The sequence below is a fragment of the Niameybacter sp. genome (assembly GCF_036655075.1).
Taxonomy (GTDB): Bacteria; Bacillota; Clostridia; order Lachnospirales; family Cellulosilyticaceae; genus Holtiella.
This window is the reverse complement of the sequence record NZ_JAVVQU010000003.1, coordinates 35228-60418: the sequence shown is the minus strand read 5'-3', so window position 1 is coordinate 60418 and position 25191 is coordinate 35228. Positions and strand designations below refer to the sequence as shown.

General features: G+C 36.8%; 23 protein-coding genes and 1 other annotated feature. Of the genes, 2 read left to right on the top strand and 21 right to left on the bottom strand.

Annotated elements, in window-relative coordinates; genetic code table 11:
• Positions 1 to 84: 84 nt before the first annotated feature.
• Positions 85 to 1113: a M23 family metallopeptidase gene (locus tag RRY75_RS01870; protein WP_332527182.1), complete on the bottom strand. Its 1029-nt coding sequence runs from the start codon at positions 1111 to 1113 to the stop codon at positions 85 to 87.
• A 48-nt stretch (positions 1114 to 1161) separates the two neighbouring features.
• Positions 1162 to 2118, bottom strand: coding sequence for a TIGR01212 family radical SAM protein (locus tag RRY75_RS01865; RefSeq protein WP_332491663.1), 957 nt, complete (start codon positions 2116 to 2118; stop codon positions 1162 to 1164).
• A gap of 306 nt (positions 2119 to 2424) precedes the next feature.
• On the opposite strand from RRY75_RS01865, the gene RRY75_RS01860 reads away from it, so the two are divergent.
• Positions 2425 to 2835, top strand: coding sequence for a hypothetical protein (locus tag RRY75_RS01860; protein WP_332491662.1), 411 nt, complete (start codon positions 2425 to 2427; stop codon positions 2833 to 2835).
• A 57-nt stretch (positions 2836 to 2892) separates the two neighbouring features.
• On the opposite strand, the gene RRY75_RS01855 is transcribed toward RRY75_RS01860, so the two are convergent.
• On the bottom strand, positions 2893 to 4848 hold the full coding sequence (locus RRY75_RS01855) for a glycogen debranching protein (protein ID WP_332491660.1): 1956 nt from the start codon (positions 4846 to 4848) through the stop codon (positions 2893 to 2895).
• Between the two features lie 137 nt (positions 4849 to 4985).
• Positions 4986 to 5182 (top strand) — a binding site (T-box leader).
• Positions 5183 to 5253: 71 nt separating this feature from the next.
• Here RRY75_RS01855 and tyrS point away from each other — a divergent pair.
• A complete protein-coding gene (gene tyrS, locus RRY75_RS01850; protein WP_332491658.1) occupies positions 5254 to 6480 on the top strand; it encodes a tyrosine--tRNA ligase in 1227 nt (408 codons plus the stop codon).
• A gap of 158 nt (positions 6481 to 6638) precedes the next feature.
• Here tyrS and RRY75_RS01845 read toward each other — a convergent pair whose 3' ends face one another.
• The 18 genes from RRY75_RS01845 to yqfD form a co-directional block, all read right to left on the bottom strand.
• On the bottom strand, positions 6639 to 7793 hold the full coding sequence (locus RRY75_RS01845; protein WP_332527181.1) for an AI-2E family transporter: 1155 nt from the start codon (positions 7791 to 7793) through the stop codon (positions 6639 to 6641).
• A gap of 15 nt (positions 7794 to 7808) precedes the next feature.
• A complete protein-coding gene (locus RRY75_RS01840; protein WP_332527180.1) occupies positions 7809 to 9269 on the bottom strand; it encodes an aminoacyl-histidine dipeptidase in 1461 nt (486 codons plus the stop codon).
• A 157-nt stretch (positions 9270 to 9426) separates the two neighbouring features.
• Entirely contained in the window at positions 9427 to 10785 is a 1359-nt protein-coding gene (locus RRY75_RS01835) for a PFL family protein (protein WP_332493009.1), read from the bottom strand.
• A gap of 24 nt (positions 10786 to 10809) precedes the next feature.
• Positions 10810 to 11079, bottom strand: coding sequence for an ACT domain-containing protein (locus RRY75_RS01830; RefSeq protein WP_332493008.1), 270 nt, complete (start codon positions 11077 to 11079; stop codon positions 10810 to 10812).
• 13 nt (positions 11080 to 11092) lie between these two features.
• Entirely contained in the window at positions 11093 to 11506 is a 414-nt protein-coding gene (locus RRY75_RS01825; RefSeq protein WP_332493007.1) for a hypothetical protein, read from the bottom strand.
• 83 nt (positions 11507 to 11589) lie between these two features.
• Positions 11590 to 12504: a galactose-1-phosphate uridylyltransferase gene (locus RRY75_RS01820; protein ID WP_332493006.1), complete on the bottom strand. Its 915-nt coding sequence runs from the start codon at positions 12502 to 12504 to the stop codon at positions 11590 to 11592.
• Positions 12505 to 12607: 103 nt separating this feature from the next.
• On the bottom strand, positions 12608 to 14218 hold the full coding sequence (locus RRY75_RS01815) for a peptide ABC transporter substrate-binding protein (protein ID WP_332493004.1): 1611 nt from the start codon (positions 14216 to 14218) through the stop codon (positions 12608 to 12610).
• Positions 14219 to 14229: 11 nt separating this feature from the next.
• A complete protein-coding gene (locus RRY75_RS01810; protein WP_332493002.1) occupies positions 14230 to 14775 on the bottom strand; it encodes a lytic transglycosylase domain-containing protein in 546 nt (181 codons plus the stop codon).
• Positions 14776 to 14787: 12 nt separating this feature from the next.
• A complete protein-coding gene (coaE, locus tag RRY75_RS01805; protein ID WP_332493000.1) occupies positions 14788 to 15381 on the bottom strand; it encodes a dephospho-CoA kinase in 594 nt (197 codons plus the stop codon).
• Positions 15382 to 15390: 9 nt separating this feature from the next.
• On the bottom strand, positions 15391 to 18018 hold the full coding sequence (gene polA, locus RRY75_RS01800) for a DNA polymerase I (RefSeq protein WP_332527178.1): 2628 nt from the start codon (positions 18016 to 18018) through the stop codon (positions 15391 to 15393).
• A gap of 90 nt (positions 18019 to 18108) precedes the next feature.
• Positions 18109 to 18870 carry a DNA repair protein RecO gene (gene recO / locus RRY75_RS01795; RefSeq protein ID WP_332492995.1) on the bottom strand — a complete coding sequence of 254 codons (762 nt, stop codon included), beginning with the start codon at positions 18868 to 18870 and terminating at the stop codon, positions 18109 to 18111.
• A 6-nt stretch (positions 18871 to 18876) separates the two neighbouring features.
• On the bottom strand, positions 18877 to 18996 hold the full coding sequence (locus tag RRY75_RS01790) for a YqzL family protein (protein WP_332492993.1): 120 nt from the start codon (positions 18994 to 18996) through the stop codon (positions 18877 to 18879).
• Positions 18997 to 19091: 95 nt separating this feature from the next.
• Complete coding sequence (gene era / locus RRY75_RS01785; protein ID WP_332492991.1) at positions 19092 to 19997, bottom strand: GTPase Era; 906 nt, start codon at positions 19995 to 19997, stop codon at positions 19092 to 19094.
• A gap of 10 nt (positions 19998 to 20007) precedes the next feature.
• Entirely contained in the window at positions 20008 to 20406 is a 399-nt protein-coding gene (locus RRY75_RS01780) for a cytidine deaminase (protein WP_332492989.1), read from the bottom strand.
• 10 nt (positions 20407 to 20416) lie between these two features.
• Positions 20417 to 20956, bottom strand: coding sequence for an rRNA maturation RNase YbeY (gene ybeY, locus RRY75_RS01775; RefSeq protein ID WP_332492987.1), 540 nt, complete (start codon positions 20954 to 20956; stop codon positions 20417 to 20419).
• Positions 20919 to 22940 (bottom strand): HD family phosphohydrolase, encoded by a 2022-nt coding sequence (locus RRY75_RS01770; RefSeq protein WP_332492985.1) that lies wholly within the window; start codon positions 22938 to 22940, stop codon positions 20919 to 20921. Before RRY75_RS01770 ends, ybeY begins: the two co-directional genes overlap by 38 nt.
• Before the next feature lie 35 nt (positions 22941 to 22975).
• On the bottom strand, positions 22976 to 23956 hold the full coding sequence (locus RRY75_RS01765) for a PhoH family protein (protein WP_332492983.1): 981 nt from the start codon (positions 23954 to 23956) through the stop codon (positions 22976 to 22978).
• Positions 23956 to 25188: a sporulation protein YqfD gene (gene yqfD / locus RRY75_RS01760; RefSeq protein WP_332492981.1), complete on the bottom strand. Its 1233-nt coding sequence runs from the start codon at positions 25186 to 25188 to the stop codon at positions 23956 to 23958. The genes RRY75_RS01765 and yqfD overlap by 1 nt, the downstream gene beginning before the upstream one ends.
• Positions 25189 to 25191 lie beyond the last annotated feature (3 nt).

Sequence of the window (25191 nt, the reverse complement as noted above, 5' to 3'; positions counted from 1 at the left end):
AGTACTCCTCTTTATTTCCATGAGTAAGTTATCTTTGCCTATTATAACATAAGTCCCTACCTATTCCAACGCTCATCCCTTTCATTATTTCTGTTCTAAATATTGAAGGATACTATAGGGATTCACCCAAAACTCCACGCTATCTGGGGTTTTCACCGCTATACCTATATGTAAATGTACAGGGAATTTTCCTCTTGTACCTTCTTCTCCATACCCTGTATCTCCCATCATACCAATGACATCACCCGCTTGTACGTAATCGCCTTTTTTAAGTGCATTTATGTAACGATCCAAATGGGCATAATAGAAGTATGCACCACTTTTGCTTCGTATCCCTACGCGATACCCACCTGTTTCATTCCAACCTATATTTTCTATAACACCATCGCTCATGCTTCTTACCTTGATACGTCCTGGCTCATTCTCTTTTGCCATAATATCTATCCCATAGTGCAGCCGATTTCCATTGTAGCTTCTAGATTCTTTCCAACCATTTTGATAAGTATACACCCCCTTTTCTTTGACAGGGAAACATTGGACATCATAAATAAACTGCTTGTACACCGCTGCTGCACTATCATACATTCCAAACTCATCTAAAAGGTTTGTTGTATCCTTTTCCCTCACATACTTTTCAATTTCTTTAATCGGCACGCCTTTATAAGATTCTACTGCCCATACAGCAAGTGTATGGGCGTAGTCCTTTTTGTATTTTAAAGAAGCACTGAGCAATCTACCTAAGTCTTCTCCTCCAATAGTCAAATCTTGAAGATGCTCTGTGTATACTTTAGCCACTTGTGTCAGAACCGGTTGCCCCTGTACCTCTGTACGCGTGTTTTCCTTTGCTCCTGTTCCCCCTGCACATTTAGTCAAAACAAGTATAACCCCCACAGCAATGAGTAAAATACCAAGAAACTTTTTCAAACTCTCAGTGCCCTCAATCACCGCAAAATTAACAGTAGGTCTACGTCTTGTCGCTGCTTGTCGATTGTTTGTAGGTGCTGTTATTCTTATAGGCGCACTTCCTGCACGTATTTTACGACCTTTCGCATAGCTCCTCTTACGCCCCATATCATATGTAATTTGGCTCATAAAACGCTCAAATTGCCCCACTTTCTACCCCCCCTTACTCTTTTTTATAAAAAATAAAGAAGCATATCCCTATGCTTCTTCTTTAGTCATAAATTTCCCAAGTGCCTTACCATTACGATAGTCACATAAATCACCTTGTTGAAGCCCTTGGTCTACCATCTGTGCTATAATTTCATCGTGAATTTTCCACCAACTTGTATTCCAATTGGCAAATAGCGTATATTCTTCTGGTGCACGCCCTATAATCCGTTGTATCACCACTTCAGGTGCTAAATAGCGTAAAAAGGCAATCACCCTTTCCTCATATTCTTCTTTGGAAATCATTTCAAATTCTCCCGCTTCATATTGACGCCCCATTTTTGTGTTTTTTGTAATATATAGCGCATGAAGCTTAATGTAATCCATCTCTAAAACACTCATTAACTTAGCATTTTCAACAACATCATCTAGATTATCCCAAGGTAAATTCAAAATGAGATGGGTACAAATCTCAAATCCATAGCGTTTAATGCGTAAGACTGCATCTAAATACTCACTTAAGCCATGCCCTCTATTAATATGCTTTAACGTATGGTAGTTCATAGTTTGAAGACCGAGTTCAATACAAACATCGTAGCCTGTTTCTGCTTGCCATGCTTGAATGGCTCTTAGGTAATCTTCATGAATACAGTCCGGTCTTGTAGAAATACTAATTCCAACTAACCCTTCATAACGAATTTGTCCAAGTACTTCTTTGAATGTTTCAAGAGGCATATACGTATTACTAAAATTTTGTAAATAGGCAATAAACTTATTCGCTTTATAACGTTTTCCTATATACTCAATATTTTTCTTAAGTTGATCTTGAATATGGATTTTAGTATCTAACATTTCGTAACCAATGCCTACATCACTGCAAAATGTACAGCCACCTGTGCCACAATTTCCATCTCTATTTGGACAAGTTACAGGTAGGTTAATAGGAATCTTATACACCTTTTCTCCATATTTTTCTTTCAATGTATCTGCATAACGTTGATAAGCCATTTCTTTCTAGCTCCTTTAATTGCTTTTTCTTTATGGTAAAACGAGTCTCCTCTTTTGTCAAACAAGCCTTCTATACTATATATAGATTAAAATTGGTTATATATTCCAAATAATCACGTTTTGTATAAAAAAATATTTTAAACTCATACTATTAAGCATAGATTTCCAGTTTTTTTACAGAAAGGTGGCCGAGTTATTTTTATACCTCTTTTGCTTAATTTTTTATAAAATATTTTTAATATTAAAGGATATTTTAGGCAATATGTTGAATATGTATATTAATAAATCATATTAGGGGTGATAACCATGATACAGATTATTACAGGTCAAACAGGCGAAGGTAAAACAAAACAAATGATAGAATTGGCAAATGAAAGAAGTCGGTCTTTAAATGGTCATATTGTTTACATCGATAGTACAACCCAGCATCGCTTTGCACTTTCTCATCACATCCGTCTTATTGAAACAGCCTCTTTCCCTCTCCATTCTCATGATTTTTTTGGTTTTCTATGCGGTATCTTATCTAGCAATCATGATACTGAACTTGTTTTTATTGATGAACTTATTCAAATCACCCATCTTGGCATAGATGAATTGGCCCTCTTTTTTGAAAAGCTTAAAAAGCTTTCTGATAAATATGATGTTAACTTCATCGTCGGTGCTTCTTGCTCTAATCAAGAAATCCCAGCTTCTCTTTTGTCTTATCTAGTTGCTTAATTAGCTTATTATAAAATAGTAGGGTAGTCATTATAAAACTTTATAATGACTACCCTACTATTTTTCACATGCTTTAAAAACACATACAGTAAAAGGATTCATACTATACCTAGACGCTTGTAACTTGAGTTGGCATGCTACAAAACTTTCAGGTTGTGAAGTATCTACAATAAGCTGCCATCCTTTAGACGCTTTAGGTAATTCAAACATTAGAGGTTCAATATAATTGTTCATCATAATATACAGTTTCTCGCTTTCTACCTCAATTTGCACAGCTAAACTGCAGGAATAATAAGACCAATCGGGTTCATTATAATTCACTCCATGAAAAGTCACTTTTAATTGATTACTATAAGCCTTTTTAAAGCAGTTACTTTGTTTTCTAAATCCTATCATACGCGCTACAAATTCTAGGAGCTCTTTATTCTTTTCAACCAGGTCCCAGTCCATCCAAGAAATCTCATTATCTTGACAGTAAGCATTATTATTACCTTTTTGTGTTCGCCCCACTTCATCTCCCATTAGCAGCATGGGTACCCCTTGAGAAAGCAAAAGCAAAGCAAAGTAATTCTTCATTCTTTTTCTTCTTAAAGAAAGAACACTTTCTTTTTGAGTTTCCCCTTCTTCTCCGCAATTATGACTATAGTTGTTATTGTTCCCATCCCGATTATCTTCTCCGTTTAAGGCATTATGCTTATGTTGATAAGAAACCAGATCCCACATGGTAAAGCCATCGTGAGCCGTAATGAACTGAATACTATGACTTTTCCCTTTTCTAACATCTTGGAATTGGATTTCACTCCCAGTTAAACACCTTGCAACAGCATTGGTCATCCCTTGGTCGCCTCTTATAAATCGCCGCATAGTGTCTCTATAGCAGTCGCTCCACTCTGCATAAGGATAAGGCATACGTCCTACATCATAGGCACCTTTGGCATCCCAACACTCTGCAATAAGTTTCACATGAGATAGCATAGGGTCATTGGCAATATCCTCTACTAAAGAACCCTCATACCAATTTCCATCCTGATTTTGCATAAGTATTGAAGCTAGGTCAAAGCGAAAACCATCTACACCCATACAAACTACCCAGTATCTTAAGCTATCTAGAATAAGTTGCTTAGTTATAAGATGCTTATTATTAAGGGTGTTGCCTGTCCCTGCGTCATTACGATGGTAACCATTATGCCATTTATAATACACTTCTGGAGCCAAAGCTTTAAAGTTAAAGAGCTTTCCATCTTTTCCGCCTTCTCCCGTGTGGTTATAGACCACATCTAAAATGACTTCCATTCCATTTTGATGCATCGTTTCAATAAAGTTTCTAAACGCCTTTACCTCACCTAGTACGCCTTTGTCTGTAGCATAGGTTTCTTGAAGTGCAAAAAAAGCAATGGTATTATACCCCCATTCATCTTGCAGCGTCTCTTGAGTAATGGGGTGCTTGTTGAATAGTGTATGCTTATTCCATTTAAAAACCGGTAAAAGTTCTAGGCTTGTGACACCCAGTGCTTTCAAATAAGGTAATTTCTTCAAAATTCCTTCATAGGTCCCCTTTTCCCTTTCTTCTATTCCACTTGTAGGACTTTTTGTGAATGCTCCCACATGCATTTCATAAATAATGGTCTCTTCCCAAGGAATATGTGGTCTATGTTTTGTATAAATCTTATCCTTTAAGATAATATTCTTATAATGGTTACTCCCTTTGGGAAAGGCTGATAAACTTCTCGTATAAGGATCAATCAGTGGTGGACTTATTTCTCCCTTTTCACCCACCACTTGCCAACTATAAGCAAAGCCTTCCTCTATATCACTGACACCAATATGAAAGATGTCACCTGTACTATCATCTACTTTATTTAAAACGACCTCTACAAGTGGGGTCTCCTCATAGACATATTGATAGATTTTTAGAATCATTTGTTCAGCCTTAGTTGCATAAATACCAAAGTAACCCCATTTTTCCACTAGCTTACACCCCAATAAAGGAAAACCCTTCTCTATTTTAAACATAAGTTCCTCCCACTGTGGCTTATTTACAGAATCGTTAGCTTATATATATATTACCATATTTTGGTAACTTCATACAATTATAATTCAAGTCTTGCAAATTTTTTTTGCTATGTTATAATAGTAACCAATTATATCGTCTAAAAATGTTGATAAAGAGCTAGTAGCAGTAGGTCGGACCTTTTAGAGAGTATGCGGTTGGTGCAAGCATATAGGAAGCCTATTGTGAATTACACCTTTTGAGTTGCACACTTGTGCCGGTTACATGCCGTTATCATGTTCGAGGCAAAGTTTATTTGCAAACAAAGGTGGTACCACGGGTGATCTCGTCCTTTATATAAGGCGAGGCACCCTTTTTTTATTGATTTTTAAGGACATGATTAGATAAATTTTAGGAGGTTTTTAAAGATGAATGTATTTGATACTTTAATGGAACGTGGGTTTATCCAACAAACAACACATGAAAAAGAAATTAGAGAGCTTTTAGAAAAAGAAAGTGTAACGTTCTACATTGGTTTCGACCCTACTGCTGATAGTCTACATGTAGGTCACTTTGTAACCGTTATGGCTATGTCACACATGCAAAAAGCTGGTCATCGTCCTATTGCACTTTTAGGTGGCGGAACAGGTATGGTAGGGGATCCTACGGGAAAAACAGATATGCGTAAAATGCTTACACCAGAAATCATCAAACATAACGTAGCCTGTTTCAAACAACAACTTTCTCGCTTTATCTCTTTTGACGAGGACCAAGCTATGATCGTAGACAATGGGGACTGGCTCCTTAACTTAAACTACATTGAATTCCTCCGCGAAGTTGGCGTACATTTCTCTGTAAACCGTATGCTTACAGCCGAATGCTTCAAACAACGTCTTGAAAAGGGTCTTTCTTTCCTAGAGTTTAACTACATGCTTATGCAATCTTATGACTTCCTAGAACTTTACAGAAAATACAACTGCAAATTAGAACTTGGCGGAAATGATCAATGGTCTAACATCTTAGGTGGTGTTGAACTTGTAAGACGTCTCCATGGTGATACTGCTTTTGGTATGACTTTCTCTCTTCTTACAAATAGTGAAGGTAAGAAGATGGGTAAAACGGAAAATGGTGCTGTATGGTTAGATGCTGAAAAAACATCTCCTTATGAATTCTATCAATACTGGAGAAATGTAGCTGATGCAGATGTTAGAAAATGCTTATGTCTCCTTACATTCCTTCCTATGGATGAAATTGATGGCCTTTGCAACGTAGAAGGTGCTGCAATCAACACTGCAAAAGCACATCTTGCCTTTGAGATTACAAAAATTGTTCATGGTGAAGAAGAAGCAAAAAAAGCTGAAGAAGCAGCTCAAGCTGCCTTTGCTGGGAAAGGTGCAAGTGGTTCTCTTCCAACTACAGACCTTAGCACTGACCTCTTCAATGAAGGCCTAGACATTATCAGTCTGCTTGTAGACCATACGGGACTTGTAGCAACACGTTCCGAAGCACGTCGTTTACTTACACAAAAAGGTATCAAACTTGAAGGAAAAGCTGTTGAAGCAATTGACTTCAAAGTGACAACTGACCTTTTCATTGATGGTGCATTAATGATTCAAAAAGGGAAAAAAGTTTTCCATCAAGTCAATCTTATCTAATCCATTCGCATATGCTATAAGGGTTATAAAAGGGCTACCTTAGGTAGCCCTTTTATATGCTTTTGTATACTTTATTATATGCCTCTTCACTTGTCTATGAGGCTTCTCTAAGTCCTATAATTTTGTAGATTTAATACAACAGCCTGCTTGTTACATTATTACGTTTCTTCCCCATTAAATAAGTCTCCCATATAGCGTATAATAAGCAGACGAATAAAAGCTGCCACAGGTACGCCCAGCAAGATCCCAATTAATCCAAAAAGTTCACCACCTATAACAATGGCAAGCAACACGGCAATAGGGTGTAACTTTACGGTCTTTCCCATCACCTTAGGTACAATAAACCATCCATCTACTTGTTGCAATGCCATGACAGCGAGTACTGCATACAAGCCCTTCACAGGGTGTGGTCCAATCAATCCAATAAGACCTGCAAGAATAAATCCCACAATCGGTCCAAAGTAAGGAATAAGATTAAAAATCCCTGAGATTACACCAATAATAATAGCAAAGTCTATGCCTATCATCATCAGTGTTACACTGATTAAAGTTCCCATGATGACCGCATCTATAAGCTGTCCTCTAATATAGCCTGAAAAAACATAGTCAATATCTCGTCCAATATCCCTTGCTTCACTCTGAATACGTTCTGGCAGAATAAGGCTTAAAAAACGATTATAAATGCATAAAAGTTTAGTCTTATCTTTTAGGGCATAAAAGGCAATCGCAAAACCTAATCCTAAGTTAAGCAAATTGCTCCCTATACCCGTTAAAATGGCAATACTCTTGTCACTCAGCCAACTGACCAATCCATTGATCCCTTCATAGATTTTCATAATCAAGCTGCTGTCCCCTTGCATAAATGGAAAATGGGAAGTAGCTAAATCCATACTCTGAATCATATTGGCAAAGTATTCGGCATATTGAGTCAAGCTGTCTTGTAAGTTTTTAACCGCCCCTCCCCCTATCACCTTTTTCACGTTTAATACAATAAGCAAGCTAAAAAGGCCTACAATGACTAAAAAACTAACTAGCGTGAGCACCGTTGGGTAATTCCGATCTATATTCTTCTTTTTAAAAAGTTTTTTAATCCATCTTTCAAAAAAGGTAGTCAATGGATCTAACAAATAGGCAATGACAAGCCCAAAGATAAGCGGCTTTAATAAGCCATATAACCATCCTATGAACTGCGCTATATATCCCCCCATGAGTTTGAAATTAATGAGTAAAAATGCACTAAGGATTGTTACAAGAATACTGCCTACCACATAGACACTCACTGTAAAGTACTTATTATTTTTTTCAAATTTCATAGGGCATACTCCTTCTTAGTAGTTTTTCATTGCTTTAAGAAGGTCTAATAAATAAGCATACACACGTATCATTGAGCTGATGCTTGCACGTTCTTCTGGTGAGTGGATGTCATAAGCATTAGGACCAAAAGCAATTATATCTACACCTGGGATTTTTTCTAAAATAAAACCACATTCAAGACCTGCATGAATTGCCTTAATCTCTGGCTTTTTACCATATTTTTGCTCATAGATTTCTGAAGCTAATTCACGAATTCTAGAATGAGGTGAATAGACCCATGCTGGATAGTCCCCAGCTACTGAGTAAATAGCTCCAATGTTCTCAGCTACACGTTCAATTTTGCGAAGCATATTTTCTTTTTTAGTTGGTACAGAGCTTCTTACTGCAAGAACGATACGAAGGCTATCTGCTTCTAATTGCACAACCCCAATGTTTAATGAACTTTCTACAAGTCCTGGAATTTGCATACTGTAAGCCATAATACCATGTGGTAATGTTATCAATAAGTCAATGAGTTGATTGGTTTGTGCTACTGTTAGACATGTTTTAGTCTCTGCTAACTTTTCTACAAACATTTTAAGCTCTGGATCTTGTTTTTCATATTCTACTTTGAAAGCTTGTTCTAGCTCACTAAGCACTGTTTCAACTTGAGCCGCAGCTGCTTCTGGCACATAGAAGCAGCTTTCAGCTTCACGTGTAATCACGTTATCTTTGCTACCTCCTACAAAAGTCGCGACACGCACAAGTACATCTTGTCTCACACGGTCAAGCACTCGCCCTACAAGTACATTGGCATTCGCACGTTCTTGATGAATATCTGCCCCCGAATGTCCACCTGTCAATCCTTTAACAGTTACACGGTAAAGCACCTGTCCTACTTCTGCCACTTCATAAGTAACGGGTAAATCCACATGGGCCTTAGCACCTCCTGCACAGCTTACAAGGAATTCCCCTTCGATATCGGTATCTAGGTTTAAAAGTACTGTTCCTTCTAAATAGTCACCATGTAAGTTCGCTACACCATCCATGCCCGTTTCTTCTGCTGTTGTCATAAGTGCTTCAAGTGCAGGATGTTCAATTGTATTATCTGCTAAAACAGCCATTTGATAAGCAATAGAAATCCCATTATCTGCACCTAATGTGGTCCCATCCGCACGAATAAAATCGCCATCTACAACAAGTTTGATACCCTCTGTTAAGAAGTCATGTTGTGTCTCTTTGTTTTTTTCACAAACCATATCTAAATGGCCTTGTAAAATAACAGTCGGTGCACTTTCATAGCCTTTTGTTGCTGGTTTTTTAATATAAATATTATAGGCTTCGTCTTGTTTAACTTCTAAATGAAGTTCTTTTGCAAATGCAACCATATAGTCACTAATAGCTTTTTCATTACCTGATCCTCGTGGAATACGGCTAATTTCTTCAAAGTAATACATTACTTTTTCTGGTTGTAGGTTTCCTAAAATTCTAGTCATGTTAAAACCCTCCTGTTTCTGTTTTTATTGTTATTGTACTTATTTATTCCTAAAACTATCTATTTCCATTCATATGTAAACTTTATTTTTCTAGGCTTATTAAATAAGGCCTAGAAAATGCAACTTTCATCTTCATAGAAGGTAGTTTATAAGCCTTTTAATTTTTAAAACTGTGAATTGGCGCCGGTACTCTTCCACCTCTTGCAATAAAGCGCTCACAAGTGTACCCATTTACAGGCATAATTGGTGCCCTTCCTAAAAGACCACCAAATTCTACACTTTCTCCAACATTTTTTCCGCATACAGGAATTAAACGTACAGCAGTTGTCTTCGCATTGATCATCCCAATTGCCATTTCATCTGCAATAATGCCACCAATAGTACTTGCACTAGTGTCTCCTGGTATAGCTACCATATCTAGCCCTACAGAGCATACACAAGTCATAGCTTCTAACTTTTCTAAAGTCAGTGCCCCTACTTCTGCAGCCTTAATCATGGCATGATCCTCACTTACTGGAATAAAAGCCCCACTTAATCCACCAACATAAGAAGAGGCCATTACACCCCCCTTTTTTACACAATCATTTAAGATAGCTAATGCTGCTGTTGTACCTGGAGCACCTGCCATCTCAAGTCCCATCTCTTCAAAGATTTCTCCAATACTATCGCCAACAGCTGGTGTAGGTGCTAAAGATAAGTCAATAATTCCAAAAGGTACGCCCAACTTATCTGCTGCTTCTTCTGCCACCATTTGTCCTACCCTTGTAATCTTAAACGCTGTACGTTTAATTGTTTCACACATGGTTTCGAAATCAGCTTCTCTTACTTGCTCTAAAGCTTTTTTCACAACACCTGGTCCACTTACACCTACATTAATGACCCTATCATGCTCACCTACGCCATGAAAAGCACCTGCCATAAATGGATTATCTTCAGGAGCATTACAAAAGACTACAAGTTTAGCACAGCCTATGCTTTCTCGCTCTGCTGTGTGTTCTGCAGTTAACTTAATAATCTCACCCATACGCTTAACTGCATCCATATTGATCCCTGACTTAGTACACCCTACGTTGACAGAGGCACATACATGTTCTGTCACGCTTAACGCTTCTGGAATAGACTCAATAAGGACTCTATCTGAAGGTGACATCCCTTTTTGTACAAGTGCTGAAAATCCACCAATAAAGTTGACACCTACTTCCTTTGCTGCACGGTCTAAAGCCTTTGCAATAGGCACATAAGAATTCGCTTTTGTTGCACCACCAATCAACGCAATTGGGGTGACTGAAATACGTTTGTTGACAATCGGAATCCCATACTTCTTAGAAATTTGTTCACCTGTTGATACTAAATCTTTAGCACAAGTTGTAATTTTGTTATAGATGTTTTCACACAACGTGTCCATATCCGCTGAGATGCAGTCTAACAAACTAATTCCCATTGTAATCGTACGAATATCTAAATTTGCTTCTTGTATCATTTTATTCGTTTCTAACACTTCCCATTTTGAAATCATCGTCGTTCTCCTTCCTCATCTCGTTTAAATACGGTGCATAGAGTCAAAAATATGTTCATGTTGTAAACGAATGTCTACCTCTATAGCTTTGCCAAGCACCTCAAGGGCATCTACAACTTGGTCAAATGCCACAACGCTCTGGCTTAAATCTACAATCATCATCATATTGAAATAACCTTGCAAAATGGTTTGTGAAATATCTAATATATTAATTTGATTTTCACTAAGTAGTGTACATACTTTACCAATAATACCCACTTGATCTTTTCCTACTACTGTAATAATCCCTTTCATTATTCACCACTCCTTATTTTTTCCAGTAAATTTCTATTTTATCTCCAGATTGAACAGGGTCGGTTACCGCAGCCTTTTCTCCATTGAGCAGAAGTTGGATCGTTCCTTTAGGCTGACTGAGGTCAAAATCTATATAATCAAATATGTTAACAAATAAGTAGCCTTCTTCTTTATAAGGTATCTTGATCAATGCTTGGTTAACATATAGGTGTATAGCTGGTTGTAAGTTTTCATCCTTTTTATCTTGAATGACAATAGCATCAAAAGCTCTGATCTCACTCTTCAATAAAGGCTTCTTGGTCTTTCGCATCGCTTCGAATGGAATATAGCTTTTCAAGATAGCTTGTGCCTTCATACCTTGCTTTGTAAAAATCATTTGAATGTGGTCACCTTCATGCGCATACAAAGATGATGCTTCACATGCCATTTTTTATCTTCAAAAGTTCTTAACGTCCCAATAACGGTACGCGTTCCTATATCCAATCCAAATATTAGATCATTTATCTCACTTTACTCCCCCTCTAAGTCTAATATCATCTTGTGCATCATAGCTCTTTGCGTCTTTGCACTGACCATATTAATAGTACAGCCTGTAGCCAGTTCAAATCCTGCAAAGTTGCCTGTGCGTGGCAATAGCTTAACGAAAAAGTGATAATGGGTATCTGACTTAGGCCTTCCACCCATTATACATAGATTGTAGCTTATATCACCCAACCACTTGTGGTAGACGTTTAAAACAGTATGTATAAGCTTAGCTAGGGCTAATCGATCTTGTTTTGTCAGTTCACCTATGTGATTGATATGCTTTTGTGGCATAATCCATGTCTCATCAGGGAGTGCCATGCCTTCTGGTACAGCGATTTCCCAGCCTTCTTCTGTGAAAATACGCCAAATGCCGCTTGCTACCTCTTCACATAGCCTACATTTCTCTAGTTTGTGACCATAGTCTTCCACTTTTTTATAGTGTGTTTCTATTGTACAAGGTACTTCTTCTAATGCAATGATTTGAGAGTGGGCATGGCTTATACTCGCCCCTGCACGTTCACCTTCATTTTTAAAAATTTGAATAAAATGAATTCTAGGATGTGCTGCTAAATCCAACCATCTTTCTTGCATGACCCAAAGTAATGTTTCCCAGTGTCCTATGCCGTACTGCCAAGGCTTCTTTTGATGATCGTCTGTTTCAATAATGACATCATGTATGCCATATACCATTCCCTTCTCATCACATGCTGGATACTTGTTTTTTACAATGCGGATATGATCCCCTTCTTTTGTCATGGCTTCTTTTTGGACCGTTTCTATTTGATCAGCATGTTCAAGGCAAAAAGGACACAAAGAGGCTTTGAGAAAATGATTGGGCCTCGTTTGCCTATTTTCGGATAAAATGCTACTTATACTCAACACATCATCATTATAAATCATCTATGATTCACCTCAATTCTTCATAACTTTTATTCTACTATATCCTTTTTAAAAATTAAAGTCAAAACAAAGGCACAAATAAGAAAAGACTAGTTCATCTGAACTAGTCTACAATTTCCCATTCTTCAATGTTAGCATACATATTGAGAGGAGTAGGTTGAATATTGCCACCTACTTTTTTCTTAGTAATGAGTGCACCATTTTTGAAGTACAAACTAATATAAGGATTTTGGTCTGCTATATATTGCTGTAACTTACTATAGGCCTCTACAATTTTATCTGGATGGGCGCTAAAAGCTTCTTGAATATAACTATCCATCGTAGGATTATTATAACTTACAAAGTTATCTCCAGCCGTTATTTGACTAGAATGAAGTGCAAAGGTTACATCTGGTATATAGGAGAGTTTCCATCCCCCTAAAAAGGCTTCAAATTGTTTATTATAAATACGCTCTTTAAAAGTGAGTGCATCCATCTTTTCTACTGTAACTTCTATGCCTACTTCTTGATACATTTTCTTAATACTTTCTGCCACTTTTACACGTTCTTTATTTTCTTGATTAACAAGTAAGGTAAAGCCTAAAGGTATATTATTTTTGACAAAAAGCTTAGTTTCTTCATCATAAGTATAGCCTTCTCCTACTAAAAGTAGTTTAGCTTTTTCTAAGTCATAACTTTTAATTTGCATGGTAGGGTCAAAAAGATAGGAGTGTGGTGCAATTAATGTATCTGTCACAACAGAATGTCCTAAATAATACACATCAGACATCTTCTGCCTATCTAGTGCATACACCAACGCACTCCTAATATTAGCATTTTGGAAAATAGGCTTATTATGATTGAGTCCCATAAACTCATAGCAACTGGTTCCTAACTCATAAATGTTAGCGGACTTATCTTTGGCATATTTCCCCCAGTCCATAACATCTGTATAGATGACATCTATCAAGCCTTGTTCAAAAGCATATAACAAACTTTCCTCATCAGGAATAATCATGACTTTAATTGTTTCAATCTGAGGTTTACCCTTAAAATAGTTGTCATTGGCAACCAGTGTAATTTCTTTATGAGATACACTTTCTGCATACTTATAAGGTCCTGAACCTATAGGTAATAAGTCTTTTTGTTCTGCCTGTGTTCCTGTATAAATATGTTTAGGAATAACAGGGAAAAAGAGCGTTTGATACGCACCACTAAAAGCTTGTCTATAATAAATCTTGACTGTATAACGATCAACAACTTGAATATTAGCAATATTTTGGCCACTTAACTTATAAGGTGATTCGCTCGCTTTTTGAATGACTTCTAAGGTATAAGCCACATCCTCTGCTGTTAAATCGGTACCATCATGCCACTTCACATCTTGTCTTAAATCAATACGCATACATTTATCAGCTTCACTATAGACGAAGTTTTGAGCTACATTAGGACTAATACTTCCATCTTCATTGATTTTGACAAGTGTATCAAAGAGTAAGTACATATTTTGTTGAATGCTCTTATCCATATTGTAAATAGGATGAAGGGTTATAGGATTTTGCATACCAATGGTCAACAACTTTGAGGCTACTGGTGTAGGCTTCTCTTCTACCACTTCTTGAGTAGGAATTTCTTCCTCTACATCTGGATTTTTACCATTTCCAAAACTTGAGCATCCTACTAGTAGCACCATGCACATAAAAATAGCAAGTACTTTACCAAACTTATGAATCATTCTTTTCCTCCTTAGTGACTATATAGCAATCGGTATAGAGTATAGTAGAAACTCACTTTTTGAACATATTTGTCTGTTTCTTTAAAAGGAATCGTATGCAATACTCTCCCGTCTTTGCTATAAAGGGTATTTGCACGCCACTTGGCTACATTGCCCGAGCCCGCATTGTAGGCTGCTAAAGCTAAGTTTTGATCTCCCTCATATTGATTCATTAGTTTTGCCAAATACCAACATCCAATCTGAATATTGATTTCTGGGTCAAATAATTGATCACTTGAATAATTTGGGATTTCACACTCTGTGGCGCCCCAACTTCCTGTTTTATTCATAATCTGCATAAGCCCCTTTGCACCACTTCTTGACAGTGCCTTAGGATCATAATCACTTTCTGCTTTCATAACAGCATATACTAAAAGTGAATCGACGCCATAAGTCTCACTATAACTTTCAACCCATTCCCTATAGGGCCTACGCAAAAGTACAAAAGGGGTTGCAACCCCTATGCAAATCACCAATAAACCACATATTAATACCTTTAAATATCTTCTTACCTTCACGTCAATACCCCTTTATAATTGATCTAACATCTCTATCATTTGTTCTTTTGTATGTTGACGTGTATAACGGTTATCAATGACGAAGTCAGAGACTTTTTCTAATTCTTCCCATTTTTTCTGTTTATTAATCCGTTCTAACACTTGTTCTTTAGTAAATCCATCACGTTTCATCAATCTTTCTAGACGTGTTTTTTCATCTGTATAAATAGCAAGTACATAATCGGTCAATGGGATAAGCCCTATTTCAATTAAAAGTGCTGCATCAATAATGACCAAGTCCCATTCCCCTTGGGCCTTGCACTTATCTACTAATAATTTTATTTCCCGGAAAATAATAGGATGCGTAATTTGATTAAGCTGTTCTAACTTTGTACGATCACTAAAAACAATCGCGCCTAATTTACGACGTACAATATTGCCTTCTTCATCTAGGATGTCTTGCCCAAACACCTTAACCACTTGGTCATAAGCTAGATCATCTTTTAATAAAATTTTATGTCCTATTTCATCTGCTCCAATGACAAAGCACTTCCTAAGCTCGCAGAGTAAAGAGACAACTGTGCTTTTTCCCGCTCCTATTCCTCCAACAATTCCTATTGTTTGCATCTTACTCTCCTATTTAGCAGCTAGCCAGTTTTCCCCACTGTGTACATCAACAGATAAGGTCACTTTTAAATCAACGGCTTGCTCCATTTTCTCTTTCAGTAGTTTGGCTACTTGTGCTTGTTCTGGTTTATACACTTCAAGTAAAAGCTCATCGTGTACGGTCAGAACAACTTTTGAGCGTAATCCTTCTTCTTGTAAAGCTTGATGTACATCTACCATGGCAAGCTTAATGATATCAGCTGCTGCCCCTTGGATTGGTGTATTCATGGCTTTACGTTTTCCAAACTCACGTAAGTTAAAGTTCTTAGAATTAATTTCTGGAATTTCACGCTTACGATTAAAAATTGTTTTAACATAGCCATGATCTCTTGCATAGGATACGCAACTATCTAAGTAGTCTTTAATCTTTGGATACTTCTCAAAGTAACCTTCGATATAAGCCGCTGCTTCTTTTTGTGTAATCTTTAAGTCTTCAGATAATGAAAAGGCACCCATGCCATAAACAATACCAAAGTTAACGGCCTTCGCATTACTTCTTTCCAGTGGTGATACCTCTTCAAATGGAACATGGAATACTTCAGATGCCGTTAAAGTATGAATATCAATGCCTTCATTGAATGCATGAATCAACTTTTCATCTCCAGCTAAAGAAGCCAGTACACGTAACTCAATTTGTGAGTAGTCCGCATCTAGGAAGATATATTCATCCGAAGAAGGAATAAATAGCTCACGAATACGTTTACCCATTTCGAGTTTAATCGGGATGTTCTGCAAGTTTGGCTCTGTTGAACTAATACGTCCTGTTGCTGTAATCGTTTGATTAAAGCTTGAGTGAATTTTTTGCGCTTTGGTCATCACTGCGAGGAGTCCTTCTACATAAGTAGATTTGAGCTTAGTATATTGTCTATAGGCTAAAATATCTTCTACAATAGGGTATCCATCCTTAAGTTTTTCTAAAACTTCTGCAGCTGTAGAGTAGCCTGTCTTAGTTTTCTTCACAGCTGGAATATCCATCTTCTCAAAGAGAATGGCCCCCAGTTGTTTAGGCGAATTGATATTAAAGGTTTCTCCTGCGGCTTGGTAAACTTTTTCAGCTACCGTTTCAATCAATGCATCTAATTCTTTGCCATAAGCCTTCAACTTCTCTACATCAACTTTAACCCCTTCTACTTCCATATCAAACAACACTTTTACAAGGGGCATCTCAATACCATAGAACAGTTCTTGCATCTCGTTGTCATCAATTTCTTTTTTTAGGACTGGATAAGCCGCTTGTAGTACATGGGCACGTTCTGTTAGGAAGCGTGTACGTTCTTCAGTTTCTAAGCTGAGCCATGCCTTCATACTTTTGCCTTTGCCTAAAAGACTTTCGGTACTTACTACATTTTGCATTCCTAAGAAACGATCTGCTATTTCACTAATTTCATAAGTTTCATTGGTTGGTTCAATTAAATAAGCCGCAATAAAAGTATCAAATACCTGTCCTTTTATCTCTATGTGATAAGGACAAAGAATATGTCTAAGCTGCTTACTGTCATGAATAACCTTTAGGCCTTGTTCTTGCTCAAAGAATGCTTTCAAAGTTGTTACTTGATTGGGATCTTCTAAATCAAAGCTTAAGCAGCCCACTTTTCCATCAAAAGCTAACCCTAAATCTAATTGACCTTCTTCATAGGCATAAGTTATAGCACATTCACCCGCACCTGCAGCCACTTCTAATCCACTTAAAACGTGCACTTCTACTTGCTCTACTGGTTTACTAGCAGAAGCTCTTGGAAGCTTTGTAATAAGTTTCTTAAACTCTAAGTTTTTAAAGAGTTCTTCGGCTTCTTCTGAAAGGGTAAGGTCTAAGCTAAACTCGTCCCATGTGTACTCAAGTTCTACATCACAGACAATGGTTGCAAGCATTTTACTTTCTAGTGCTTGGTCTTTATAAGTGACTAAGTTTTCTTTTAATTTTTTTTGAGTAATCTCCTCAATATGTTCATATAAATTTTCAATAGACCCATAGGTTTTAACCAATTTGATGGCGGTTTTTTCACCTATTCCGGGTACACCTTTAATATTATCAGAAGCATCTCCCATTAATCCTTTGACATCAATAAATGCCTCTGGAGTTACCTCATATTTCGCTTCTACATCTTTAGCATAGTAGCTTTCAATTTCTGTTCCTTGTTGTTTAGTCTTAGGAATTTTAAGCTCAATGGTTTCACTTGTAATTTGAAGTAAGTCACGGTCTCCTGATACTACTACCATTCGATATCCGTCACGTTCACCTGCTTTAGCCAATGTCCCTAACAGGTCATCGGCCTCAAATCCAGCCTTCTCCATCATATGGATGTTCATAGCCTGTAGTACAGTCTTTAAAAGAGGGATTTGCTCACGTAACTCTTGTGGCATTCCCTTTCGTGTACCCTTATAATCTTCACATTGAATATGTCTAAAAGTAGGTGCACTCACATCAAATGCAATACCTACTAAATCAGGTTTTTCCTTTTCGATTATGCTGAGCATAATATTGATAAATCCATAAACCGCATTGGTATAGTGACCTTCTTTGTTAGTCAGTAGTGGTATACCATAAAAGGCTCTATTAGCAATACTTAAACCGTCGAATAACAGTATTTTTTTATTCATTCTACACCTCCTATTTTTAAGGATACCCCAAAATATTCCTATTTATTATAGCATAGATTAGTTTATAAGCGAAGAAAGAGCTTAGAAAATCTATGCTAAATTTTCTAAGCTCTTAATAAATTCAAGGGTTTTAAAAGGTTTCTCTATGTAATAGGTGACTAATGTATCACACACATTACCTATTTCCTTTAGGACATACGGTTTAATTTCAAAATGGAATAAGGTCTTAAAAGGTGCACCTAAAATGTAATGAAGTACATACCAAGTGGTATAACTCATAGTCAATACACGTGCTGCTCCTTTACAAGCTTCACAAATAATACCACCTTCTGCAGGATACAGCGCATAGCGTTTGTCAGGGTTTTGTGGTGTAGGTGTCCCACAACTAATACAGTGGTCAAGCTCTGGTCTAAAGCCTAATACCCCCAATGCACGCATTTCAAACGTACGACGAATACGCTCACATGCCTCACTTCCCATTTTTTCTAAACTATGTAAAGTATAAAGCATCAGCGATAATAGCTGCTCATTGCCACTACCTTCTATCGCTACCTCACTGATAAACTCAGCAATATAAGAAGCATAACTTAAAGTCATCAAATCTTCTCTTAAATGATGAAAAGTAAATTGGGGCTCTACACCGACGAGTTTGTATGTATGCTTAAACTGTGTCATCACAAATTCACCATAGACAAACAGCTCTGTTCCAGAAGCCATACCTTTATCAAACTTCTTAGCACGTGGTGCGCCCACTTGAATCTTACCTAATTCTTTTGTAAAGAGAGTGATAAATTTATCACTCTCTCCTACTACATACTCTTTTAGAATAATACCTGTCACTTTAATTACCATAGTTGTTTATGTCTCATCCACTCTCTTTTCTGCTAAGCTTTCTCTAGTTTTTTCATATTCTTTAAACTCTAGATAGGTTGCAATATCTCCTGTAGTCTCAAAACATTTCCATAAGTGATTTAACATACGAATGCCCCCTTTAAGCTTATCTACTGTTAGCTTGTGCAAGTTTATTCAGGCTATGCTATAAAAAAACTTCCACCTCTTAAGCCCTTGACTATTTAAAATTCGTCATTATTAAATCCAAAGTTCTTCAATAAGAATTGACTATCTCTCCAGTTTTTCTTCACTTTAACCCATAGCGTTAAATAAACTTTAGAGCCAAGAAGTCTTTCCATATCGTAACGTGCTTTGCTTCCAATATCTTTAATCATTGTACCGTTTTTACCAATGATAATACGCTTGTGAGAGTCTCTTTCACATACGATAGTTGCCTCAATATCTACTATATCACCTTTTGGTCTTGCTTTCATGGAATCTATTTCTATTGCAATACCATGAGGAATTTCTTTATCTAAAAGATGGAGTGCTTTTTCACGAATCATTTCTGCCACAATTTGTCTTTCAGGTTGGTCTGTCAACACGTCATCTGGGAAGAAATGTGGACCTTCTGGCAAGTATTTTCCAATACATTTTAAAAGGGCATCTACATTATTTCCTTCATAAGCAGAAATCGGAATAATTTCAGCAAACTCTAATTGCTCTTTATACTTATCAATAGTTTTTGCCACATCTTCCTTTGAAACGCTATCAATTTTGTTGATACAAAGGAAAATAGGCGTCTTCACTGTTTTAAGTTTTTCAATAATTCCTGCTTCATTTTTCCCAATGATTGGTTCTGGTTCAACAAGGTAAAAAATGATATCTACTTCGTTAAGTGTTGTATTGGCTGTCTTAATCATCATTTCACCAAGTTTATTTTGAGGGGTATGAATCCCTGGTGTATCGATAAAAATAGCTTGATACTCTTGTGTAGTCAGTACCGTTTGAATACGGTTACGTGTTGTTTGAGGTTTGTTAGACATAATCGCTATCTTTTCACCGATGAGGCGATTCATAAGTGTAGATTTCCCTACGTTGGTTCTCCCAATTATTGAAATGAACCCTGATTTAAATGTATCTTTCATAATAGTCTCCTTATTTGTTCAGTTCTTCTTTTCCAAAGTGGTAAGGTAATAAGTCATTGAAAGCATAGACTTTCATTTCACCCTCTGCATTTTCTAGGATAATCTCCCCTTGTTTCATAAATTCACCAATAACTTGGCGGCATATGCCACATGGGTAAGTAAAGTCTTTGCTACTACTTACAATTGCAATAGCTTTAAAGCATGTTGTACCTTCTGATACCGCTTTAAAGATAGCTGTACGCTCAGCACAGTTAGTGGCGCCATAAGAAGCATTCTCTACATTACATCCTGTATAAATTTTGCCATCTTCTGTAAGCAAAGCCGCACCTACTTTAAACTTTGAGTAAGGTACATAAGCATATTCTCTCGCTTCTTTTGCCTTTTCCACTAACGCTTTATAATTTTCCATAAGATCGCTCCTATCTTCCTATATTTAAAGTCTCAAGAACTTGATTTTGTTTAGCCATCATGAGTTCTTCATCACTTTCATTCATATGATCATAACCTAATAAGTGGAACATACTATGGGCCACTAAAAAGCAAACTTCTCGTTTGAGTGCATGTCCATATTCTTTGGCTTGTTCTTGTGCTACTTCATAACAAAGCACAATATCACCAAGTAGAATGTCTTTAGTATCATAATTCATGATAGACGCTTCGTCAAGATTATCCCAGCCAATCACACCGTTCGCTACTGAGTCAATCTGAGGAAAAGAAAGGACATCTGTAGGCTTATCCATCTCACGATGTTCCTTATTGATTGCTTGTATTTCAGCTTTATCTACAATTGTTAAGCTAATTTCTGCTGGATAAGGCACCTTTTCAATCTCCAAACATTTATTAATAACAGCCTTAACCGTGTCCAATAGACCTTCTTGTTGTTCAAAAAATTCGTAGTCATCTTCTAAGTATAAATTCATGTTATTTAACCTTTCTATCTGGGTATTCAATACGTTCATGATACATCCCTTTGAGCATCCGTGTAAAGGACTCAATAATTTTTTCTAAATCTGAGATGTATAGTGGACATTCATCTAACTGTCCTTCATCTAGTTTTTGTCTCACCATTTTTCTAACAATATCTTCTACTGCCATTTCCTTTCCAATCTTATGTTGCATAGAGCGTACAGTAGCTTCTACAACGTCTGCGAGCATAATAAGTGCAGCTTCTCTTGTCTGTGGCTTAGGACCGTTATAAGTGAAGTCACTAGGGTCTACAGCATCACCTTCCATGTTTTTAGCTTTAATATAAAAATATCCTGCCATACTTGTTCCATGATGTTCACAAATCATGTCCTTAACGCATTTAGGAAGTTTATAAGCATCTGCAAGCTCTATACCAGATGTCACATGAGATAAGATAATATTTGCACTAGATTTGGGATCCAAGTAGTCATGAGGATTTTCTAAAACTTGATTTTCTTTAAAGTAGTTGCTACAAGTCAGTTTTCCTATATCATGATAGTACCCACCTACTCTTGTCATCAAAGCATTAGCACCAATCTCATTTGCTGCTGTTTCTGCTAAATTAGCAACTAAAAGACTGTGATAGTAAGTGCCTGTAGCCTCTATCAAAAGACGTTTTAATACAGGCTGATCTGGATTGGTAAGTTCTAAGAGCTGAATGGGCGTAATAAAACCAAAGGCAGCTTCCCAAAGTGGGAGGCTTCCCACTACTAAAATAACGACCACAAGTCCTACCAAAAATGCCTCTGCTGCTTTAAAAAGGAGCTGGCTAGAAATATTCATTCCTACGAGTAAGTTCAAACTGATAAAAAGGAGTGCTTGTATGCTTCCAATAAAAAGAGCATTTCGCATCGTTTCTTTACGTTCTTGCATGGCTGTGATAATAGATATACTTAAAAGTCCACTCAATAGATGATAGGTCACAAACACCAAATCCGCCTTATGAGCAGTTGCTGCCACTACTAAGAGCACAAGATGAATTATAATTGCTACGTCTTTATCAATTAAAATAGCAATGAGCAACGGAGCAAATGCCAAAGGCATATAGATGTAGTCTCCTGCCATAAGCACACGAATAATTCCTAATGAAATAATATATAAAATAACAATAAGACCTGTCTGCCCTCTGGTGAAGTTTCTCATATTCTTATCTGCACGAATCGTACGGAACACGTAAAGAACAATCAAACAAATCAGTGCAAGTAATCCCATATATTGACTATAACTCTCAACGTCATCTGTGTTTAAGTAGCCAATTTTATTTAAAATCGCATAGGCCTCTTCGCTCACACGAGTCCCTTGTTCAATCACACGCTCACCTTGCAAAATATAGATAGGTTCCACACTGTTTCTCGCTTCCTCTTTTGCCAGTGCAGTCGATTCCTTATCCACTATAAAATTCGCCTTGATTTGAGTATAAATAATTTCATAGGCAATCTTTTGTTGACTATTACTTAGGTCTGTACGTTCTAATTTGGTGCGTACATCTAAAGATTTATTTTCATTTTCTTTTATACCTGCATCCATTACATTAGTAAGTAAATTAATGCAAATTTGCTCTATGCTATGTAATTCAGCTAAATCTGTATTCAATAGGCTTTTATATTCATCTTCATAAAGAGGAATGGGTGATTTACTTTGTAATATTTGTACAGGTGAGGTACCAAATTCTTCTGTAATGCCTGAGGTTTTCAATGTTTCAACGTAGTTAAAGAGCAAGTCAATATTAGCAAGTCCCTTATCTAGTACTTGTTCATCCATTTTATACACATCAGGTGTAGTGTTTTCAGCTAGAGTTTTTTTTCTTTGAGTTGCGAGCTCATTTTCCACCTGAAAGGGTGCTTCAATGGTCTCAGGTGCAATTTGCCCCACTTCTATTTTGATTTTTTTACCAAAGTAATCTCCCGAGCTTACAACAGTAAAGGTTAATACGATGGCAATTAAAATATATAAAACTTCCCATCTAAATCTCTTCATCCCCTACCTCCTTCTTTCAAAAAATGCCGCTAAAATTAGCGGTCATTTTTTGAATGCTTTTGTACTTTTTCATAATCTTCATAGGCGTCTACAATCTTTTGAACTAATGGATGACGTACAACGTCATTACGGTCTAAGTAGCTAAAACCGATTCCCTCTACTTTAGAAAGTATACGACTTGCTTCTTTTAATCCACTTTTTTGATCCGCTTGTAAGTCGATTTGTGTAAGGTCTCCTGTAATAATCGCTTTGCAATTGAATCCTAGTCGTGTTAAAAACATCTTCATCTGTGGAGGGGTTGTATTTTGTGCTTCATCAAGAACAACAAATGCATTGTTTAAAGTACGTCCTCTCATGTAAGCAAGAGGTGCAACTTCAATTAATCCTTTTTCCATATTCTTTTCGAATTGTTCAGGTCCCATAATTTCAAATAGGGCATCATAAAGTGGACGTAAGTAAGGGTCTACCTTGCTTTGAAGGTCTCCTGGCAAAAAGCCTAGTTTCTCCCCAGCTTCAATAGCAGGACGTGTTAAAATGATCTTACTCACTTCATTTTTTCTAAAAGCGTGTACAGCCATCGCCATGGCTAGATACGTCTTACCAGTACCCGCGGGTCCTATACCAAAAACAATCATGTTTCTTCTAATATTTTCAATGTATTGCTTTTGGCCCATTGTTTTTGCCTTAATGGGCTTACCTGCTGAAGTCACTGTAATCAAGTCTTGGCTTGAAAGGGAAAAGGCTTGATCCTGTTTTTTCTTAATCAGATCTACTGTATACTCTACCATTTGTGTATCAATAACCTCTCCTTTTTCAGCAATACTTAAAAGTTCTTGGAACGTTTTAATGGCTAAATCAATTTGAGGTGGTTCACCTGAAATTTTAATATCTTCATTTCTTAGAACCACTTTAATATTAAAGAGTTTTTCAAGGAGTTTAATATGCTCATCAAATTTCCCGAAAATCCCCGCTATATAACATGTTGGTATTTGAATTTTCTTTTCGTCTAATCCCATTATTCATTTTCTCCTTCTACTCCATTTAAGGGCATCATTTCTTCAGCTGTTAAGTGAACACGTTCACTTACATCTTCTTCCACAATAGCTTGTAAGGATGCAACTAATTTACCTTCTTCTTGCTTATAAGTGACTTCATGGTAAAGCACCTTAGAATCTTTATCTAACTTTTCTAAGAGTGTATCATATAGTTTAGCGTATAACTTTTCTTTTGCTACGTCTTCTTCTATCCTTTGTTTTTGAGGTATATATTCTACTTTTTGAGTACGCTCAAAATAAAATGGAAGTGGAAATTGCTTTGTGAGTTTAAATTGCTTCACCGTTACGACTTCATCATAATAATTATAAACGTCTTTTGCATGCTGTTTCCAAATTGGAATCTTAAAGTCAAATAATTTCAAGTTATAACGTGTACTGACGCGTTGGGTATACTCTTTTTTTATACTTTCAAGAGGCATACTCGCTGTAAGTGCATAGCCTGTTTTAGCGCGGACTTGTGCTTTAGCATGAGCCAAGTAACTTGCACCTGATTCATCGTTAAAAGGAATACTTCCAGAAACTAATAGGTCTCCTTTTTTAACAGTATCTCCTTTTTTAACTTGTGGCATTCCTCTGTCTGTCGCAATATATGTAATGAGTGCATCTCTTGTTGCAACTAAATTGCAAGGTTCCTTTTCATCAACTAGCACAGGCTTTGGAACTGATTCACTAATTTGAATAACCAACTTGGTTCCTTGATATTTAACACCTGTCCAAATAATCTCTGGATAAGCATCAATGAGCACTTGTTCTGCTTTTCTTAAGTCTAATTTCCCTTTGAATTTACCCACTTCATAGCCATGTGTTTCTAATGTCTCTATGACCTCCGTATCATTTAGACGCTGACACCCCTCTACTTCTACTAGCCAAACAAAAGAGCAAAGCAGGTAGAGTAATCCTACAAAGATAAGACTCCCTATAGCTAACATCCAGCGCTTACGATAGCGAAATTGAAGAAAGGGCAATCCTCTCTTTTCTGTAATGTGTAAATGACATTTAGACCTTTTAGCATAAGGCTTTAACCTTTTGAATCCTTTAGTAGTGGTATGCAGGTACATTTTATTATTTTTACGTGTAATATTCCAAAAATATTCACTGTCTTTTAAGGCTAAATTCATAAATTTTTCAAGGGCATAGCCACTTACTTCTACTATAACATAACCTCTTAAATAATTCCATAATGATACGAACAAATC

Bases quoted from the DNA above. Each gene is read 5' to 3' on its own strand.
- RRY75_RS01865 (WP_332491663.1), bottom strand. From the start codon at position 2,118: ATGGCTTATCAACGTTATGCAGATACATTGAAAGAAAAATATGGAGAA.
- RRY75_RS01860 (WP_332491662.1), top strand. From the start codon at position 2,425: ATGATACAGATTATTACAGGTCAAACAGGCGAAGGTAAAACAAAACAA.
- RRY75_RS01855 (WP_332491660.1), bottom strand. From the start codon at position 4,848: ATGTTTAAAATAGAGAAGGGTTTTCCTTTATTGGGGTGTAAGCTAGTG.
- tyrS (WP_332491658.1), top strand. From the start codon at position 5,254: ATGAATGTATTTGATACTTTAATGGAACGTGGGTTTATCCAACAAACA.
- RRY75_RS01845 (WP_332527181.1), bottom strand. From the start codon at position 7,793: ATGAAATTTGAAAAAAATAATAAGTACTTTACAGTGAGTGTCTATGTG.
- RRY75_RS01840 (WP_332527180.1), bottom strand. From the start codon at position 9,269: ATGACTAGAATTTTAGGAAACCTACAACCAGAAAAAGTAATGTATTAC.
- RRY75_RS01835 (WP_332493009.1), bottom strand. From the start codon at position 10,785: ATGATTTCAAAATGGGAAGTGTTAGAAACGAATAAAATGATACAAGAA.
- RRY75_RS01830 (WP_332493008.1), bottom strand. From the start codon at position 11,079: ATGAAAGGGATTATTACAGTAGTAGGAAAAGATCAAGTGGGTATTATT.
- RRY75_RS01825 (WP_332493007.1), bottom strand. From the start codon at position 11,506: ATGGCATGTGAAGCATCATCTTTGTATGCGCATGAAGGTGACCACATT.
- RRY75_RS01820 (WP_332493006.1), bottom strand. From the start codon at position 12,504: ATGATTTATAATGATGATGTGTTGAGTATAAGTAGCATTTTATCCGAA.
- RRY75_RS01815 (WP_332493004.1), bottom strand. From the start codon at position 14,218: ATGATTCATAAGTTTGGTAAAGTACTTGCTATTTTTATGTGCATGGTG.
- coaE (WP_332493000.1), bottom strand. From the start codon at position 15,381: ATGCAAACAATAGGAATTGTTGGAGGAATAGGAGCGGGAAAAAGCACA.
- polA (WP_332527178.1), bottom strand. From the start codon at position 18,018: ATGAATAAAAAAATACTGTTATTCGACGGTTTAAGTATTGCTAATAGA.
- recO (WP_332492995.1), bottom strand. From the start codon at position 18,870: ATGGTAATTAAAGTGACAGGTATTATTCTAAAAGAGTATGTAGTAGGA.
- RRY75_RS01790 (WP_332492993.1), bottom strand. From the start codon at position 18,996: ATGTTAAATCACTTATGGAAATGTTTTGAGACTACAGGAGATATTGCA.
- era (WP_332492991.1), bottom strand. From the start codon at position 19,997: ATGAAAGATACATTTAAATCAGGGTTCATTTCAATAATTGGGAGAACC.
- RRY75_RS01780 (WP_332492989.1), bottom strand. From the start codon at position 20,406: ATGGAAAATTATAAAGCGTTAGTGGAAAAGGCAAAAGAAGCGAGAGAA.
- ybeY (WP_332492987.1), bottom strand. From the start codon at position 20,956: ATGAACGTATTGAATACCCAGATAGAAAGGTTAAATAACATGAATTTA.
- RRY75_RS01770 (WP_332492985.1), bottom strand. From the start codon at position 22,940: ATGAAGAGATTTAGATGGGAAGTTTTATATATTTTAATTGCCATCGTA.
- RRY75_RS01765 (WP_332492983.1), bottom strand. From the start codon at position 23,956: ATGGGATTAGACGAAAAGAAAATTCAAATACCAACATGTTATATAGCG.